Annotated in this window: 9 protein-coding genes; 4 read left to right on the top strand and 5 right to left on the bottom strand. The window is 44.4% G+C overall.

All coding sequences use genetic code 11. The features are described 5' to 3' along the window. The first annotated feature begins 266 nt into the window (after nucleotides 1-266). Complete coding sequence (locus MJ612_RS02645) at nucleotides 267-638, top strand: hypothetical protein (RefSeq protein ID WP_187029175.1); 372 nt, start codon at nucleotides 267-269, stop codon at nucleotides 636-638. A 150-nt stretch (nucleotides 639-788) separates the two neighbouring features. Beyond that, a complete protein-coding gene (locus MJ612_RS02650; RefSeq protein WP_250419032.1) occupies nucleotides 789-1,361 on the top strand; it encodes an AraC family transcriptional regulator in 573 nt (190 codons plus the stop codon). 60 nt (nucleotides 1,362-1,421) lie between these two features. On the opposite strand, the gene MJ612_RS02655 is transcribed toward MJ612_RS02650, so the two are convergent. Together MJ612_RS02655 and MJ612_RS02660 are read right to left on the bottom strand one after the other, a co-directional pair. Further along, entirely contained in the window at nucleotides 1,422-1,832 is a 411-nt protein-coding gene (locus MJ612_RS02655) for a response regulator (RefSeq protein ID WP_187029179.1), read from the bottom strand. After that, on the bottom strand, nucleotides 1,801-5,184 hold the full coding sequence (locus MJ612_RS02660) for a PAS domain-containing protein (RefSeq protein WP_187029181.1): 3,384 nt from the start codon (nucleotides 5,182-5,184) through the stop codon (nucleotides 1,801-1,803). Before MJ612_RS02660 ends, MJ612_RS02655 begins: the two co-directional genes overlap by 32 nt. Nucleotides 5,185-5,555: 371 nt before the next feature. Here MJ612_RS02660 and MJ612_RS02665 point away from each other — a divergent pair, with 371 nt between their 5' ends. Together MJ612_RS02665 and MJ612_RS02670 are read left to right on the top strand one after the other, a co-directional pair. Further along, nucleotides 5,556-7,793: a heavy metal translocating P-type ATPase gene (locus tag MJ612_RS02665; protein ID WP_187029183.1), complete on the top strand. Its 2,238-nt coding sequence runs from the start codon at nucleotides 5,556-5,558 to the stop codon at nucleotides 7,791-7,793. A gap of 27 nt (nucleotides 7,794-7,820) precedes the next feature. Continuing rightward, entirely contained in the window at nucleotides 7,821-8,027 is a 207-nt protein-coding gene (locus MJ612_RS02670; protein ID WP_187029185.1) for a heavy-metal-associated domain-containing protein, read from the top strand. A 39-nt stretch (nucleotides 8,028-8,066) separates the two neighbouring features. Here the strand turns inward: MJ612_RS02670 and MJ612_RS02675 are convergent, their stop codons facing one another. The 3 genes from MJ612_RS02675 to MJ612_RS02685 all read right to left on the bottom strand — a co-directional run bounded on the left by MJ612_RS02675 (nucleotide 8,067) and on the right by MJ612_RS02685 (nucleotide 16,811). Beyond that, nucleotides 8,067-8,441 carry a transmembrane 220 family protein gene (locus MJ612_RS02675; protein ID WP_187029187.1) on the bottom strand — a complete coding sequence of 125 codons (375 nt, stop codon included), beginning with the start codon at nucleotides 8,439-8,441 and terminating at the stop codon, nucleotides 8,067-8,069. Nucleotides 8,442-8,565: 124 nt separating this feature from the next. Then, a complete protein-coding gene (locus tag MJ612_RS02680; RefSeq protein ID WP_187029189.1) occupies nucleotides 8,566-9,582 on the bottom strand; it encodes a PorP/SprF family type IX secretion system membrane protein in 1,017 nt (338 codons plus the stop codon). A 5-nt stretch (nucleotides 9,583-9,587) separates the two neighbouring features. Further along, on the bottom strand, nucleotides 9,588-16,811 hold the full coding sequence (locus MJ612_RS02685) for an Ig-like domain-containing protein (protein WP_187029191.1): 7,224 nt from the start codon (nucleotides 16,809-16,811) through the stop codon (nucleotides 9,588-9,590). Nucleotides 16,812-17,338 lie beyond the last annotated feature (527 nt).

The following is a 17,338-nucleotide window of genomic DNA, read 5'->3' on the forward strand; positions in this document are numbered from 1 at the left end:
AACGCGGTAACTATACTTTAGGTGCCACAATACCAGATTTATGCAAAGATAATCATAGGTTGTGTTGGTTGTTCTTCTTCAGGTTTAACAAACTCTAAACTATATCTAAACTCTATAATCTGATACATCAAAGTATAATCTGCAGATAGCTGTACTCTCACAGGAAAAATAAGTTTTTAGTTGTAAAATTATGTTAAGTATAAATAAGCAATTCTGAACATGCCCTTATGTTGAGCGTATACAAGGCTACATTAAAGACTAGTATTATGGCAATTGAAGAAGAAAACAGACAAAATACGCCAAGTAGTGAAAAAAACGTGAACAGCGATTTCAATAAAAGAATGACCATGAACAATCACCCGGATCCGTCTGCGAAACGCAATGTAGGGCCAGGTGGACAACTGGAGCGACCTGGCCAAAAAGATAAGCTGGAGAACCTGCATATAGGGGGTAACGAGACCACTGGCTATGGTGCCAATGACGTAAACAGTGTAGATTACCTTGCACAAGGTCCGGGATTTGAGTTCGAAGGCAGTGATACTGCTATGGATGATGACGTGAACGGCATACGAAGTAAGGATCAACCGTTAGGGAAGAAGAATACAGAAGATAACGACTCCGATGGGTCAAGAATATAACATACATTAAAAGCGGGAGCCCAAACAATGGCTCCCGCTTTTGGTTTTAAGGAATAGAAGTAAACAATATGTGATTTATTTTTAAGTTTGCTTTAATCAATCTACATCTTTGAAATAAAGATTAAAATGCCTGACCATACGCAACCTACTATGCCTTATACTTTACACATCCGGAACATGGTGTGCGACCGTTGCATTAAAGTTGTTACTGAAGAACTGGAGAAACTACAGCTGCCTGTTCAGGAAGTAAAGCTTGGCGAAGCGGTGATAAGCCGCGAACTGCAACCCACAGAAATAAACCAAGTTAGAGGTATACTTGCAGAGAATGGTTTTCAGTTACTGGAAGACCCCAAAGCAGAGTTGGCCGAAAGAATAAAAATAGCTGTAATTGACCTGCTCCGGTCTGGGAGGGTAGAAGAACTGAATGTTAACTTATCTGATTATCTGGCAGCGCAGTTAGGGAAAGATTACAATACACTGAGCACCTTGTTTTCAGCCTCTGAGGGAATAACTATAGCCCGGTTTATGGTGCTGCAAAAAGTAGAGATGGCTAAAGAACTACTGGATTATAATGAGCTTACCCTCAGTCAGATCGCTGATAGGTTAGGATATAGCAGTGTTGCACATTTATCCGGTCAGTTTAAGCAGGTAACTGGTTTAACCCCTTCTGAATACAAAAAAGGAAACTCTGTTTCGCGTAAACCATTAGACCAGGTCTTGTAAGTATATCTATTGCATCAGCAATAACAAAAAAGCCACAGCTTTAAAGCTGTGGCTTTTTTGTTATTCGCATATAAACTCTTCTTTTATAAAGCTCAGAATCTCGGGGGAAAGCGGCTTTGAGAAAAACTCTTTAACTTCTTTGTGGCTTTTAGCACTTACAATGTCTTTCCTGTCAACAGCGGAAGAAAGCATAAACAGGCAGCAATCTTTGGTTACAGCTTCTGGTAGTTGTCTGTATTCGTCTATAAAGCTCCAGCCATCCATGCCTGGCATATTTATGTCCAAAAAAATAAGGTCAGGGAAGGAATCAGGTGCAGTTATAACGAGTTCCTTCAGGTGTTCCAGTGCATGTTCTGCACATTCAAAACTGATGACTTCATCAGCAAACTGTTCATTTTTAATGATGTTCTCACAGACAAAGTTATTTACCTGGTCATCATCAATTAAAATTACTTTCTTTAATATGCTCATTTACTATGTTACTCTTTAAAAAGTAAACACTAAATGTAGTGCCTACTCCCACGCTGCTATCAACTTCTACCTTCCCACCAAGCAGCTCTGCCTGTGTTTTAACTAAGTATAATCCAAGGCCTTTGCCTGCTATACCCGGATGGAATCTTTTATAAAGTCCAAAGATTCTATCCTTCTCTTTTTGTATATCAATTCCCAGGCCAGTATCGCTGATCTGTAAGCAAATATACTCATCAATTACAAAAGATTTCAACTTAAGGTGCAACTTTCTGCTGTTATCACGATATTTTAAAGCATTCGAGATAAGATTTAATAAAATGCTCTGTACATAACTTTTAATGGTAACTATAGCAGGTGCCTGATCAAAGTCGCTCTCAATGGTTGCATCTGCTTCCTTTATTTCTTCTGACAACGTGGCGACAATGTGCTGTAAAACATCTGAGAAATAAACTTTTTCTTTTACATCCTGCAATTCGCTGCGCAAGGTTAACAGTTCGTTCAGATCCCTTATAGTACTGTCGAGGAGCCGGGCAGATTTAAACATATTATCTATTACCCGTTTATTGATAGGGGCATCAGGCTTATTTTTATCATAGATAGAGGTTAGTCCCAGAATATTGGCAATAGGTGCACGTAGGTTATGCGACACAATGTAAGCGAATTGTTGCAGGTTGTTGTTCTGGTTAATGAGTTGGGCGTTTAATTCTTCCCGTTTAGCTTCGGCTACCTTAAGCTGTGTTACATCGGCGGCGGCTCCATCCATTCTTATCAGTTGCCCGTTGGCATCCAGCGTAGCAGAAAGACTAACAAATAACCATTTTACTTTATGCTTACTATCAAATATCCGTACTTCATACTGTGCCTTCTTACCCTCAAATAAACCCCTTAAAGCTTCCTCTACTCTATGCAAGTCTTGCGGGTACACAAACTTAGACCAATTAGCTATATTGCCAATAAATTCTGAAGCAGTGAAGCCAAGCATTTCATAGCATTGCGGACTTATATAGGTAACATTTAGATCGGAATCCATTGAGAAAACTATCTCAGGTATGTTTTCAAGTATAGATTGCAACAGGTTTTTGGTTTCAGTTATTTCCTGCTCTGATATTTTACGTTCGGTAATATCCTGTATAGTGCCTGAAAGCCGGAACACCTTACCTTGTTCATCTTTAAAGACTTCACCGATCTGAATTACCTGGCGTTCTTCGCCAGTGGGTGTAATAACACGATGTTCCAGCTCTACTGGTTCTCCTGTTATCCTGGCCTGTGCATAGGCTTCCGATACCATGGCTTTATCGTCAGGATGCACGAGCTGGTATACTGATGCAGGTGTTGGTTTAAAGGTGTCAGGAGTAACACCATAGATTTTGTATAAATTGTCTGACCACGTTATTCTTTCTTTGTAGATATCATATTCCCAGCTACCTACGTGGCTAAGCTCCTGTGCGCGAGCTAACTGCATCTGGCTGTGCTTTATACTTTCCAGGTTTAGTTTTTGCTCTGTTATATCTTCTATACTGAGTGCAACAGCAAGTACCTGGTGTTCTTGGCCGAATACTGGTCTGAAGGCAACTTCGTGCCAGATGCCGGCATTGTTTGTTTCAAACACTGTAGTTTCTCCTTCAAAGGCTTTTTTATGGCTTGCTATAGTTGAGTTTACCTGGTCTAGCGTTACAAAAGACAGAATGCTCTCTCCGGAACGTAAGGTTTTGAGCTGAAGAGCTTTCACCTCGTCGGCAGCCTTCGTATTAAAGGCGATAATTTTTAACTGTGAATCTAAAAGATAAATGGCCTGCGGAGAACTGTTTAACAGATAACGTAAGTTTGCCTCACTTGCCAAAAGCTTTTCCTGCACTTCTTTCTGAGAAGTAATATCGATAAGTGTACCGTTCCAGATAACTATACCATTGAATTTGCGCGATGGCAAACTATGCCCTCTGAGCCACTTATACTTTTGTTGTTCTTCGTGCCATGCCCTAAATTCGAGCTCCCAGGGAATCATGTTATGGTAAGAATCCAGAATTGAATCCCATAAAATTTTTACATCATCGGGGTGTACGGTTCTGAAAATGACATTAGCATCAGCTTTTATTTCTTCAGGACTAATGTTAAATAAATCCAGAATACCTTCGCTTACAAACGGAAAAGTAAACCGCATCTGCTCATCTAACTGGAACTGGTAAACCGCGCCAGGTATACTCGAGCTTACTTCTATTAACTGCTTTTCACGGTGCTCTAATTTCCTGATCGCTTCTACACGCGCATCAATATTAATCGCTACAACAACTCTTGGTTGTATATCCCCCTGTGCCGGTAATCCATGTGACTTGATATCTACATAAAAGGTACTACCATCTTTCCGTAGATGCTTCCAGTTATCACTAAAACTGAAGTTTGCATCAATATGGGAAAGTATATCTTTTAACAAGGATTTCTGTTCTTCAGGCTGAAGGTCTGAAATAGTAAGGTTCAGGAACTCGTCACGCGTATAGCCATACTCCTGCAACGCAGCTTCGTTTACTTCTAAAATGTGTAGCGTATCAGTATCAAACACCCACATAGGTATTGCAATGTTTCGGAACAGCGACCTGTAAATTGACTGACTCTCGCTGAGTGCGCTCTTTAGTTGTTTTCTTTCCCGTATTTCAGAGTCTAGTATAGCATTGTGATACCGGACTTGCTGCAACACTTTCCGGACAAAGTATGCAGCAACAACTGTTACCAGTAGAGCAGCCAACAGCAGCAGGTTGTAATTCCGGATGGTGGAATCTATAGTATGCAAGGCTTCGGTGCCACGTTTGCGTGTATTTACACTTATGGTATCACCAAGTTTATTAAGGTAGAGCTGATGTAATTTGAAAGCAGGAAATAACTTACGGTTTTCGAGCAACTGGGCTTCGCCATTCTTTTTCTGCCGGCTCAGCAATATTATCTGATCGATTATAGAAGTGTATTGCTGGCGGTTATCAATGTAGTTCTGAACCAATACCTTTCGGCTGGGCACATAAATTAACTCTTTGAGTGTTGCCATGTCAGCCCTGATAGCAGCATCTATCTGTTTTATTTGTTTCTCCAGGCTAGCCATGGTGGTGGTGTCAGTTGTCTGCAGGTGCCTTACAGTTGCATTATAAATAAGGTCCTCATTGTTATGCAGCTTGTTTATAAGCTCCAGCCTGTACAGTGCATCAGAAACCATATCGTTATAGTTTTCCTGCACTTTGCGGGCAGCCAGGTAAGAATAAGCACTGATTACAAGCAATGTAATAGCCAGAACAGCAAATGCAATGGCAGTATACCTGGTTATATTGGTATGATGCGGAACTGGTGTCTCATCTGCTAGCCTGGACTTCATAGCCTTAATGTTTAGTGCGGCCGGATTTTAATAGTTAGTTACATTACTGGTAAGCTGGTGGTTGTGAGTTACTTCTTCTGGTTAAGGTATATCTTACTTTAAAGTAACAGGCTAAGTTGGGTACGCTTTCCATTTATTTGGTAAATAATTAAATGATGACCTGAACTTAGCTTACAAGTTGCACAATAGCCGATATACGCTTCTAAACCTCCTTTTAAAAATAAAGAAATCCGGTTGTAAGAACCTTAGATGTCGAAGAAATTGTGCCGGAGCAGGGATTACCCAAAAATCTGTAAATCATAGGAACAAATGTGTAACAGCTACGGGGTGGAGTGTGTGTAAATTTGTAAAGTGATAAAAGCAGAACACGAATGGCAACATTAACACATACCAACTATGAAAAAGCTACCTACCCGGTAGAAGGAATGACCTGTGCCTCCTGTGCATCAAGTATAGAAAGCATGCTGCGTGCCCGTGAAGGCGTAGCAGAGGCCAGTGTGAACTTTGCCGGTAAAAGTGTGCAGGTAGTTTACGAACCGGACCTGGTTAACCCAAGCCAGTTGCGTGAAACGGTACAGGAAATAGGTTTTGACATACTGATAGAAACCCAGACGCAGGAACAACTGGAAGAGCGTGAGGCAAAAGCGATCAAAGCCCTGAAAATTAAAACAATTGTGGCCGGTGTGTTGGCTCTGCCGGTTTTTATATTGGGCATGTTCTTTCATGGGGTCTTTACATGGGGCAACTGGGCCATGCTAATACTTACCACACCTATACTTCTGTGGGCTGGACAGCGGTTCTTTACAGGAGCATGGGCACAAGCAAAGCATGGCCGCGCCAATATGGATACCTTGGTAGCACTGAGTACAGGTATAGCCTTTGTGTTCAGTGTGTTTAATACCCTGTATCCTGCATTCTTCCTGAGCAGAGGTCTAATGCCACACGTTTACTACGAAGCTGTAGCGGTAATCATAGCTTTTATACTTTTAGGAAAGTACCTGGAAGAAGGAGCTAAAAACAGAAGCTCTGAAGCTATTAAAAAGCTGATGGGTTTGCAGCCCAAAACAGTGCGTATACTCCGGGATGGTGCTGAGCTGGAGATAAAAATTGAAGAAGTACGGGTAGGAGACAGGGTGGTGTTATTGCCCGGCGACCGCGTACCTGTGGATGGTGAAGTAGTAGCCGGTACCACTTACCTGGATGAAAGTATGCTGAGCGGCGAACCATTGCCGGTGCAGAAACAGCCCGGTGATAAGGTGTTCGCCGGAACTATAAACCAGAAAGGTAGCGTGCAGCTTACAGCCGTAAAGACTGGCGGCGAAACCATGCTGGCGCACATCATAAAAATGGTGCAGGAAGCGCAGGGCAGCAAGGCGCCTGTACAAAAGCTGGTAGATAAGATAGCCGGAATTTTTGTGCCAATCGTGCTGGGTATAGCTATACTCACCCTAGTGTCCTGGATCGTATTGGGTGGTGAAGCATACTTAACGGAAGGTTTCTTGTCGATGATTTCGGTACTGGTAATTGCCTGCCCTTGTGCCCTTGGCCTGGCAACGCCTACTGCCATAATGGTAGGAGTAGGCCGTGGTGCTGAAAATGGTATACTTATAAAAGATGCTGAAAGCTTGGAGCGCGCCCATGAAGTGAATGCTGTTATACTTGACAAAACCGGAACTATAACCCAGGGTAAGCCAACAGTAACGGATGTGATCTGGGCCAGTGATGTGCAGGATGCAAAACAACTGGAAGTATACTTTTATGCCATGGAAGCGCAGTCGGAGCACCCGATAGCGCAGGCAGTTTATACTTACTATAAAGAAGCTGGTTTGCAGGTGCAGCAGCCGGATTATTTCAGCAGCCTGACAGGTATGGGAATAGAAGCTGATTTTAAAGGCAGACGCTACTATGCCGGTAATCATAAACTACTGCAGCAGCATGGTATTGAAATATCTGAGGAACTGGCATCCACAACTATAAAGCTGCAGGAGGATGCTAAAACGATAATCTATTTTGCAGATGAGCAACGCGCACTGGGTGTGTTTGCAGTAGCAGACCCTATAAAAGAAACTGCTGCTCAGGGTATAAAAGCCATGCAGGAGGCTGGTCTGGAAGTATACATACTGACCGGTGATAACAAGCAGACAGCTGCTGCGGTGGCCCGACAAGTTGGTATAAGAAATTACCAGGCAGAGCTAATGCCAAATGATAAAGCCGATTTTGTTAAGCAACTGCAGTCGGAAGGTAAGCATGTAGCCATGGTGGGGGATGGTATAAACGATGCACAAGCTCTAGCCACTGCCGATATAAGTATAGCCATGGGGCAGGGCACTGACATTGCCATGGATGTAGCAGGTATTACACTGATGCGTTCTGAACTGATCCAGGTAGCGGCAGCCATAAAATTATCCAGAGCTACAGTAAATACAATACGGCAGAACCTATTTTGGGCCTTTTTCTACAACGTGATCTGTATACCTGTAGCAGCAGGTCTGTTGTTCCCATTCACAGGATTTCTGCTCAGCCCGATGATTGCAGGTGCGGCCATGGCCTTCAGTTCGGTATCGGTAGTAGCCAATAGCTTAAGATTACGTACAGTGAAGTTAAAATAAGTGTTTAGTTAGTAAATTATGTTAAATATGAAAACCTATAAATTCAAAACCAACATCAACTGCGGAAGCTGCATCAGAGCGGTAACGCCACACATGAACAAGCTGGAAGGAGTAACCTGGGAGGTAGACACCAACAACCCGGACAAGATCCTGGAGGTGAAATCTGAAACAGTAGATGCCGCAGAAATTAAAAGCACGGTTGAAAAAGCCGGCTTTAAAGCGGAGGAAGTTTAAAGTTTAGCAAGTATAAAAAGAAAAGGCTGATCTGGTGGATCAGCCTTTTTGCGTCAGTGGGGTAGATGGTGCTATTTTAGCCCGCCCCGGCATAATTGCATACAGGAACATAACCAGTCCGATCAGGAGCAGACCCAAAGCCTCACGGGCTTCTTCAATGTTTTTGATATCGCCACCGCCTACTTCCAGACCTTCGTATTTTTCCGGCCAGATGTAAAATGCGCCTATCACACATGCAGCACAGGCTAATGCCATTACAATAAGTGGTAACTTACCAAAGGCAGCTAAAATGCTCAACGTGGCAGCAACCAGATAGATGGAGACCCAAAGTGCCGGGTCTGGGTCATTATACTGCATGGCAGCAAAGCTGATGAAGAGCAAGGCAAGCACAATTCCTATAATCCTTCTTAACATAGTATGGCTATATAGTTCAAAGCATATTGTTATACTTTAATCTTATTTAAAAGTTATACTTGTAGTAAAGCAAAAAGGACAGCGCCAGCTGTCCTTCTATACCTTAATCTTAGTTAATGACTAGTTACCACGCCCACTCCGGGCAAATAATCCTGCGTGTATTACGAAGCTTAAAACCTAACACTACTTCGTGGCTGCCTGCATTGGCCTGGCCAAGTGGTGAAGTGCTTGCATCGTAAGAGTATGCCAGATCAAACAAGTGGCTGATGTTCATGCCTGCCATGGCTGTGATAGATTCGTTGTGGCGGTAAGCCGCACCTGCCCATATTCTGTCAGCATAAAGCACTTTGCCTGAAACATCGAACGAAACAGGACTTGGCTGTGCCATTTTTACCATTACTGAAGGAATAACAGCGAGGCCGGACATCACATCAAAGCGGTAAGCAGCAGTGGCAAAATAATGCTGTTGCAGACTTCCGTCGCTACCCTGCGGAGTGCCATCATTAATATACTTACGCTTGCTTGGTACCAGCTGTGCCCCTGATACCCCTACGTAAAAGTTATAAGAGTACAACCATAAGCCCATGTTCAAATCAAACTTGGTTTCGTTTACGCGGCCGTCATAAATTGCCGGGTCGTTACCTTGCGCCGTGTTTACAGTGCCCGGGTCCAAGCTGTACTGGATGAGGCCCGGAGCTACGCCGGCTGCTACACGTAACGATTTGGTAAGCGGCTGATGATAGGCATAGCTAAAACTCAGGCTTCCGCGTTTCAGGGGACCAGTTTTTGTGCTGGCTGCCATGGCACCTATGCCGTGGTGCGGACGAATACGTCTGTACCTGTTTGGCTTTTTGGTGGTTTCCTCTTTTGCTGCAGAACCCATACGCCCGCCCCTGTACGAGGCAGTCATATCCTTATTAATTGGCATATGGAATGTAGCGTAGTACGTTTGCGGAGCACCCTCCAGGCCAGACCACTGCTGCCTTGTTCCCAGTTTCAGATCAGCATAGTTCTCTATACCGGAAATGGCCGGGTTAAGCAAGTAATTGTTGTTGGAGTACTGCGTGTACTGTGGTTTTTGCTGGGCCATTGCCTGGCTTGCCAGCAGTAACACAAATCCTAAGGCTAAAAGTCTTTGCATATACTTTATTTAACGATTGTTATACTTCCTGATAATGGTTTCTCACCCGGCTCCAGCTGAATGATGTAATAATATGTTGCAAGTGGTAATTCCTGCCCGTTAAAGCGGCCGTCCCACGGCGACTGGTACCCGTTTGACTGGAACACCATAGTACCCCACTGGTTGAATACCTGTACTTTACAGTTCGGATATTTCTTGAGGTTCGCTATTTCCCAAGTATCATTTATACCATCACGGTTCGGGGTGAAGGTGTTTGGTACTTCCACGAATGGCAGCACGGTCACAGTTACTTCATCGGTAAATACACAGCCACCTGCCGTAGTTATTGTTACCGTGTAAGTAGTGGTAGTTTCTGGTGTCGCCACCGGGTTTGCTATATTCGGGTTGCTCAGGCCAATAGCCGGAGACCAGGTATAGGTATCGCCACCGGTTGCTTCCAGAGGCGTACTTCTGCCTTTGATGATCGTTTTATCCGGACCGGCATCAGCAGATGGCTCTGTTACAGTTACTGTTACCGCTTTGCGCTCACTGGCACATGAAAGGGATACTTCCTGCACATAATAAGTGGTAGTATGTGTAAGTGCCGGCGTTTTAAAGGTGCTGCCTGTTCCTAGCAGTAAACCTTCGCTGGCCGAAGCATACCACTCCAGTTTTCCGCCTTTACCAGTTGCTGTTAAAGTAGTGCTGTTGCCTGCGCAAACTATAGCTTTTTGTGCTGTTGGTGCTGCAGGCTGCGGGTTTATACTTATTTCCACAGCATTACTTATCAATCTGTCACAAGACTCAGAAGTTACAATTCTTCTGAACCAGGTTTTCTGGGTTAGAGGCACTGGCGTGTAGCTCTGGCCATTGTTTGCTCCCGGTGCGGTAGTAAAACCTTTGTCCGGGCCATCGGTGCTGTATTCCCACAGGTAAGTATAGCTGCCGCTTCCACCTGCTGGCATAGAGCCTGTTAAGGTAGATGGCGCTGAAGCATAACAGATCGTCTGGTTAGTGCTGATCTTGTTGTTGCTCATGGCTGGCTTCACCGTGATCATTATTTCCTGGCTGTTATCTGAACGCTGACCTGAAATGACAACTCTGCGGAACCATGTATCCTGCGTAAGTGCTGGCGGTGCATAGTCAATGCCATTGCTTGTTCCTTTTGCAGATACCCAAGTTGAGCCCGGCTCAGCGGTCTTATACTGCCACTGGTAAATGTAGTCTCCTTCGCCACCTTCCGGAGTAGAGCCTTTCAGTGGTTTTGGCGTATTGCCGAAGCAGATCACTTGGTCGGCCTGAATGTTGTTATTCGAAATACCTTTTGTGATTGTGATCTTAACCGGATTTGAGATGCTTTCGCAACCACCGGAATATACACGTCTTCTGTACCAGGTATCGGCGTTCAGCACTCCCGGCGAATAGTTTTTACCATCGTTCAGGCCGGTAGCAGTTGTGTAGGTTCTTCCATCCGTACTAACCTCCCACAGGTAAGTATAAGCACTATTACCACCTGCTGGTAACGAGCCGGTTAACGGTGCCGGGCGCTGACCTGCATAAATCGTCTGATCAACTGTGATTGTGTTCTTAGTTATCTGCGGAGATACTGTAACTTTCACCACATTCGATACATGCGAGCATGCACCTGAGGTAACAACTCTTCTGAAGTAAGTTGTCGTGAATAGTGCACCTGGCTGATAATCTGCACTTCTGCCGTTCTCAGCAACCGGGTTAAAGGCAGCAGGCGTATTGGTAGTTGCGTATTGCCACTCGTAGGTATAGTTGCCGTTGCCACCTGTTGGCGCTGAACCTTTAAGTATAGCTGGAGCAGAGCCCACACAAATCGCTTGTTCTTCTGTAATGGTATTATCTGCAATTACCGGGTTAACATCAATCTTAATAGCTGCTGAATAATCGAAGCATTTGCCGGATGTTACCTTGCGACGGAACCATGTAGTTTGTGTTAAGGCAGCAGGCTGGTACGATTGGTTGCTGTTCACACCGGCTGCAGTTGTATAGTTTACGCCATCGGTACTCATCTCCCATAGGTATGTATAAGTGCTGATGCCACCAGCATGCCTGGAACCGTTGATGATACCTGGCTTTTCGTTTTCACAAACTATAGTTTGTGTTGCCGTAAGGGTGTTGGCAACTATAGCCGGATTAACTACAACCTGCACCGGAGCACTTTCTATCTGCGCACAAGGACCTGATACAACCGTACGCTTAAACCATGTAGTTTTTGTCAGTTTACCTGGCTGGTAATCCTTCACGTTGCTGTTCGGGATTATTGTAAACGAAGTGCCGTTTTCGCTATAGGCCCAACTATAAGTATAAGTACTGTTGCCACCTGTTGGAGCAGAGCCTATTAGAAGTTTTGGTGTTTCGCCTTCACAGATTGCTTCTGCAGCAGCCAGAGTGTTATTTTCCAGTGCCGGCAATACTTCTACTTTTACCGCTTCACTCACATTCTCAAAGCAAGGTCCTGAAACAACTACACGACGGAACCACGTAGTTTTAGTTAGCGCAGTAGGCTGGTAAGCCTCTGAAGTAGCATTGGTAATAACTTTAAAGTCGGCATCTACACCTTCGGTTTTCTTTTCCCAGCGGTAAGTATAGCTAAGCGCATTACCACCTTCCGGACGGGTACCTTTAAGTATAGCTGGTGTCTGGCCGGCACAGATTGCTGCTGTTGGTGCTACCAGAGTATTGTTTGTGATATTCTTGTTTACAGTTACTGTTACTGCTGTTCGATCAGAGCTTCCGCAACCATTGGCATTTACAGTTTCTACATAATAAGTAGTTGTCAGGCTCAATTCCGGTGTTACAAAACTGCGGCCATTAAATACCGGAGTTGTGGCAGTAGCAGAAGTATACCAGTTATAGTTACCCGCAGCTGCAACAGTAAGTGTCGCTTTAGTACCCTCGCAAATAGTAACCGGAGCAACTGCTGGTGCAACCGGAAGCGGAACAACCGTTACTTCGATAGCAGGAGATACATCCACGCACGTAGCTGATAATACTTCGCGCTTATACCAGGTGGTAGCTGCTACTTTGCCCGGCGTATAGGTTGGCTGGTTGTTTACACCAGATGCTGGCTTGTAAGCGCCATCGGCACCTGTTGTGCTGGCCATCCAACGGTAAGTATAATTACCATCGCCGCCTGTTGGTTGGTTGCCTGTAAGTATAGCTGCCTCCGTACCGAAACAGATCACCTGGTCTTTAGAGATGATGTTGTTAGTGATTGCCGGGTTTACATGGATCTTGATGGTATTGCTGATGCTGGCACCGCAAGGTCCGCCTGTCACTTCACGCTTGAACCAGGTAGTTTTAGTAAGTGCTCCAACTGCATAGTTAATACCATTGTTCTGGCTTGTAGCCGGTACGAACTCAGTACCATCTGTGCTCATTAACCAACGGTAAGTATAAGTGCCGTTACCATTTTCCGGCTGGCTGCCTGTCAATACCTGCGGAATAGCATTGGCACAAACTGTCTGCTCGCCTGTAATGGTGTTGTTAATGATCGGTTTATAGATCATGATCTTGACAGGCTGACTAATATTTACCAGGCAGGTACCTGAGGTAACTTTTCTGCGGAACCATGTAGTTTGAGCTACAGCGCCCGGGCTATAGTTTTGCTCGTTGTTGATGCCTGTGACTGCCGTATAGTTACCGTTCTCGCCGGTAGTACTCATTTCCCACAGGTAAGTATAAGTTTTATTACCGCCTGTAGGTTCGCTTCCGTTCAACTGATCTGCTTCCGTTCCTACACAGTAAATTGCATCTTTAGATACTGTATTGTTGGCAATAACAGGTGTAACGCTAACCTTAACCGGCTCAGACACGTGCGAACACGATGCTGAAACGGCCACTCTGCGGAACCAGGTAGAGATAGAAAGCGCACCAGGCTGGTAATCTTTGGCAGTAGCTCCCGCCACTCTGCTGAAACCAGTTGTTGCCGACTGTGTGCTGCTTTCCCAATAGTAAGTATAGCTGTTATCACCACCGGTAGGAGTAGAGCCTTGTAATAACGCAGGTGTTTGTCCGGCGCAGATCTCCGCTACCTCTTTTACAGTATTATTGCTGATAACATCCAATACTGTTATAGTTGCTGCTGTTCGCGGGCTGATACAACCTTCTATAACAGCCTGCACATAGTATGTTTTGCTCTCGTTTACAGATGCAATACTGAATGAGCGGCCTTCGAATAGCTTTGTACCGCCAGTAGCCACATCAAACCACTGGTAAATAGTGGCATTGCCCTGTGCAACAAGTGTAGCGCCGCTGCCCGGGCCACAAAGTGTAACAGGAGCTACTGTTGGAGCTGGTGTAGCCGGGCGTACCGTAACTTTTACAGGCGTACGTACGCTGGTACAGCCACCTTCTATAGTTGTTTCTACATAATAGGTAGTGGTAGTAGTTAGTGCTGGTGTCTCTAATGTAGGACCTTCGCCTAGAAGTTTTCCGCCAGTGGCAGCATCGTACCAGGCCAGTTTACCAACCGGGTTCTGTACCTGCAGTGTTGTGCCAAAGCCAGGGCAAAGTGTCTCTGCAGTAGCTACTTTAGGTGCAGTTGGTAATTCGTTAACAGTAACTACAACCTGATCTTTAGTCTCGCAGCTGCCTGTGCCATAAGTATAGGTTAACGTAAATGTGCCTGCATCAGCCGGCGTAAATGTACCGTTTGCTGATACGTGCTGCGACCCGCTCCAGATGCCACCAGCCGGGCTGGCTTTCAGGGCAAAGCTTCCACTGTTTAAGCAAACAGTGATGTCTTGTCCGGCATCAGCAACAGGTGCTTCGTTTACCGTAACCTTCATGGTGCTATAGTTGCTGCAGCCTTTCAGGTCGGTGTAAGTATAAGTTAAAGTATAAATACCTGTTTGAGTAGGAGGGGTGAAGGTGCCATCTACAGTTACGTGCTCGCCGCTCCAGGTACCACCAGCCGGGCTACCGATAAGCCTGGTAGCAACTGGTTTGTTACAAACTGTTATATCAGCACCTGCACTTACTATAGGTAACAGATTAACTTTAACAGTTATCTGCTTTGTAGTGCTGCAGCCAGTTTCCTCATCAAAGCCTGTAACGGTGTAAGTAGTAGTCTGAGTTGGTGTAGCCGTTACGTTTGCACCGGTTGTAGCGCTAAGGCCTGTTGCCGGAGACCATGTATAACGGTCGGCACCAGTGGCAGTAAGTATAGCCTGGCCCTGACCCTCGCATATTTCAGCAACATTAGCTGTCACTTCAACTTTAGGCGGCTCATTTACCACTACAGTAACAGTGGTTGTGCTGGTACAGCCTGTTGCAGTGTTCTTGCCGGTGATAGTATAGGTTGTGGTTTTAGTTGGTTTTGCAGTAACGGTACTACCCGTTGAAGCGCTTAAGCTTTCAGAAGGAGCCCAGGTGTATGTATCAGCACCCGTTACACTAATTGTTGTGCTTGCACCAAGGCAAAGCGCAGGAGTAGCAACGGTTGCTTTCACTTCTGGTAAAGCATCAATCCTTATCTGCTGTGTAGCTGGTGCCGATTCACCACATTCGTTTATCGCCACAACGCTAATAATATATAAACCTGCTTCAGTAAACTTTATACTAGGGTTAGCCGATGTGCTGCTTCCTGATACAAATTCGGTAGCATGATCACCGGTTACTGTCCATTTATAACCGGTTATACTTCCGGACTGGGCATCATAAGTAGGTTTATGAGCTGCGTTATCAGCAGTAAAAGCTATAGTTTGCGGACCGCAGTATACCTTGTTTGCAGGTAGCGTAACAACAGGCTTACTACGTATAGTTATCTTTTCTTCTTTTATACTTGCCGGGGCACACTCGTTTGTAGCTGTCAGTTTTATAGTATAATCGCCGGCTTTTGTAAAGTTAAACTCAGGGTTTTCGGAAGTTGCAGTAGAGCCAACAGCAAACGCCCAGCCAGTTGCAGGAGAAACTTCCCATTTGTAAACAACACCGTCACCTGCTGATGTATTTTGGGTCTTGAAAATAGTTGGTGTACAGTTGTCAGAAGAGGAAGGTAGAAGCGTGAAATTTGCCTTTGGAGGCTCATTAACTATAATTTCCTGTTCTTTAGAACTCGAACCGCACGAAAGGCTGGTATCCAGCGATTTTGCTGTTAAGGTAAGCTTATATTTGCCAGGTAGTGTAAATACTATTTTAGGGCTTTTTGATGTAGCTGTTGTACCCGAAACAAAACGCCAGCCGGTAGCAGGTTCAATCGTCCACTCGCTCTGGTAAGTTTCTGTATTGTTTGTTGCATCGTAACCGCTCTTGGTCAGGTTCTGCAGGTTTACAGGTTGGTTAACACACAGCGAGGTGCCATTACCCACAGCAAAATCGGCTTCAGGACCTTTTGAAATACGAATACCTGAGAAGGTAGCACGCGAAGAGCTACATGGGTTTTTGGCGTAACCGGTTAGAGTAAAACCAAATTCGGTGTCTTTCGATGATTCGTTGAAGGTGTGTTCGATGTAACGGTCGGCTGGCAGTTCATTATGCTTGTATGTTATAGCCGGGGTGCCATCATCAAACTGGAAAGTATAAACTGTTTCAGGAGAGTTACCCTCTACGCCGGTAATTTTAAAGCGATAAGTAGCAGGGGCGCATTGGGTGTTGTTGCCGTCACTGGAGATACCTAAACCAGGGTTACTGCCCACAAACATTCGTTTTGTAGTGCTGGTTGAGCAGCCATTTTCACCAACTACAGTTACTACTATATCATAGCCTCCGCCTGCTGTGTAGGTGTGGGTTGTCCTGTCAAAGTCTTTGCCGAAGGTGCTGGTTTTGCCATCACCCCAGTTAATGTGATATTCTTTATTTGTTTCTTTTGTGGTAGAGGTATTCTCGATGTTGAGCGTGAACCTAAAGCTGGACGAACTGCTGGAGTAGCTGCAATAGGTGAAGTTAAGCTCGGGATATTCCGGGTCTTTGATACTGGCATCCGGGGCGCCGGCTATGGTTATAGTTTCAGAAGTAGCCTCGCAGCCATCTTCTGTTACAGTCTTTACCCAGTAAGTGCCGGGCTTGGTTACTTTAATGCTGGAAGTTGTCTCGCCTGTAGACCAGGTATAAGTGGCAGCTGCAGATGATTGCAACAATATGCTCGCACCATTACAAAGTGCTGTTCCTTCTGGTGTAGTTATTTCAGGCTTACAATCCTGGGCAGCAGCATTGCTATACCACATCCCGAAAAACAGGACAAGGAATGGCAATAATCTGCCTTTATAAAATGGCTGCATTGGCTAAAAGTTGTATAGTTTTATTACAGAAGCAGTTTTTTTAATTGTATTTAAAGTCAATCAGAGTGAGCCACGCCAAGCAGCTCAATTTGAATCATTATTTGTGTTGTACCTGCAGGTAGTGTTGCTAAAACACTAATCTTAAAGCACCACACTCCTTGCCTTTAGCTTTTTATTCGCTGTAATAGCAAGTATAGGTGTATCAGTAAAAGTAAAATATCAGCCTTTGCTGAGTCTTTGTTTGTGAATTGTAATATTATAAGTAAATGAGAATATAAATTCACAATGACTGACAAACCAAAATTAGAAATAATAAGTTTAAACGGCTGATAAAATTTTATAAAAATTGAAGCTAACGTGGTGATAGTTATTATTTAAAGCAAGTTGTGGTGCTGTTGTGAACTATAAGTTAATGTAGTTTAAGGATTTTTTAGAGCTACTCTTCATAACTTGTACTTAAGTATAAATTAGGATTTAATAAATATAATATTGTTTATTGTTTCCCTTCTTGTTACTTAGTTAATTAA

Origin of the sequence: Pontibacter deserti (genome assembly GCF_023630255.1) — a bacterium.
GTDB classification, from domain to species: domain Bacteria; phylum Bacteroidota; class Bacteroidia; order Cytophagales; family Hymenobacteraceae; genus Pontibacter; species Pontibacter deserti.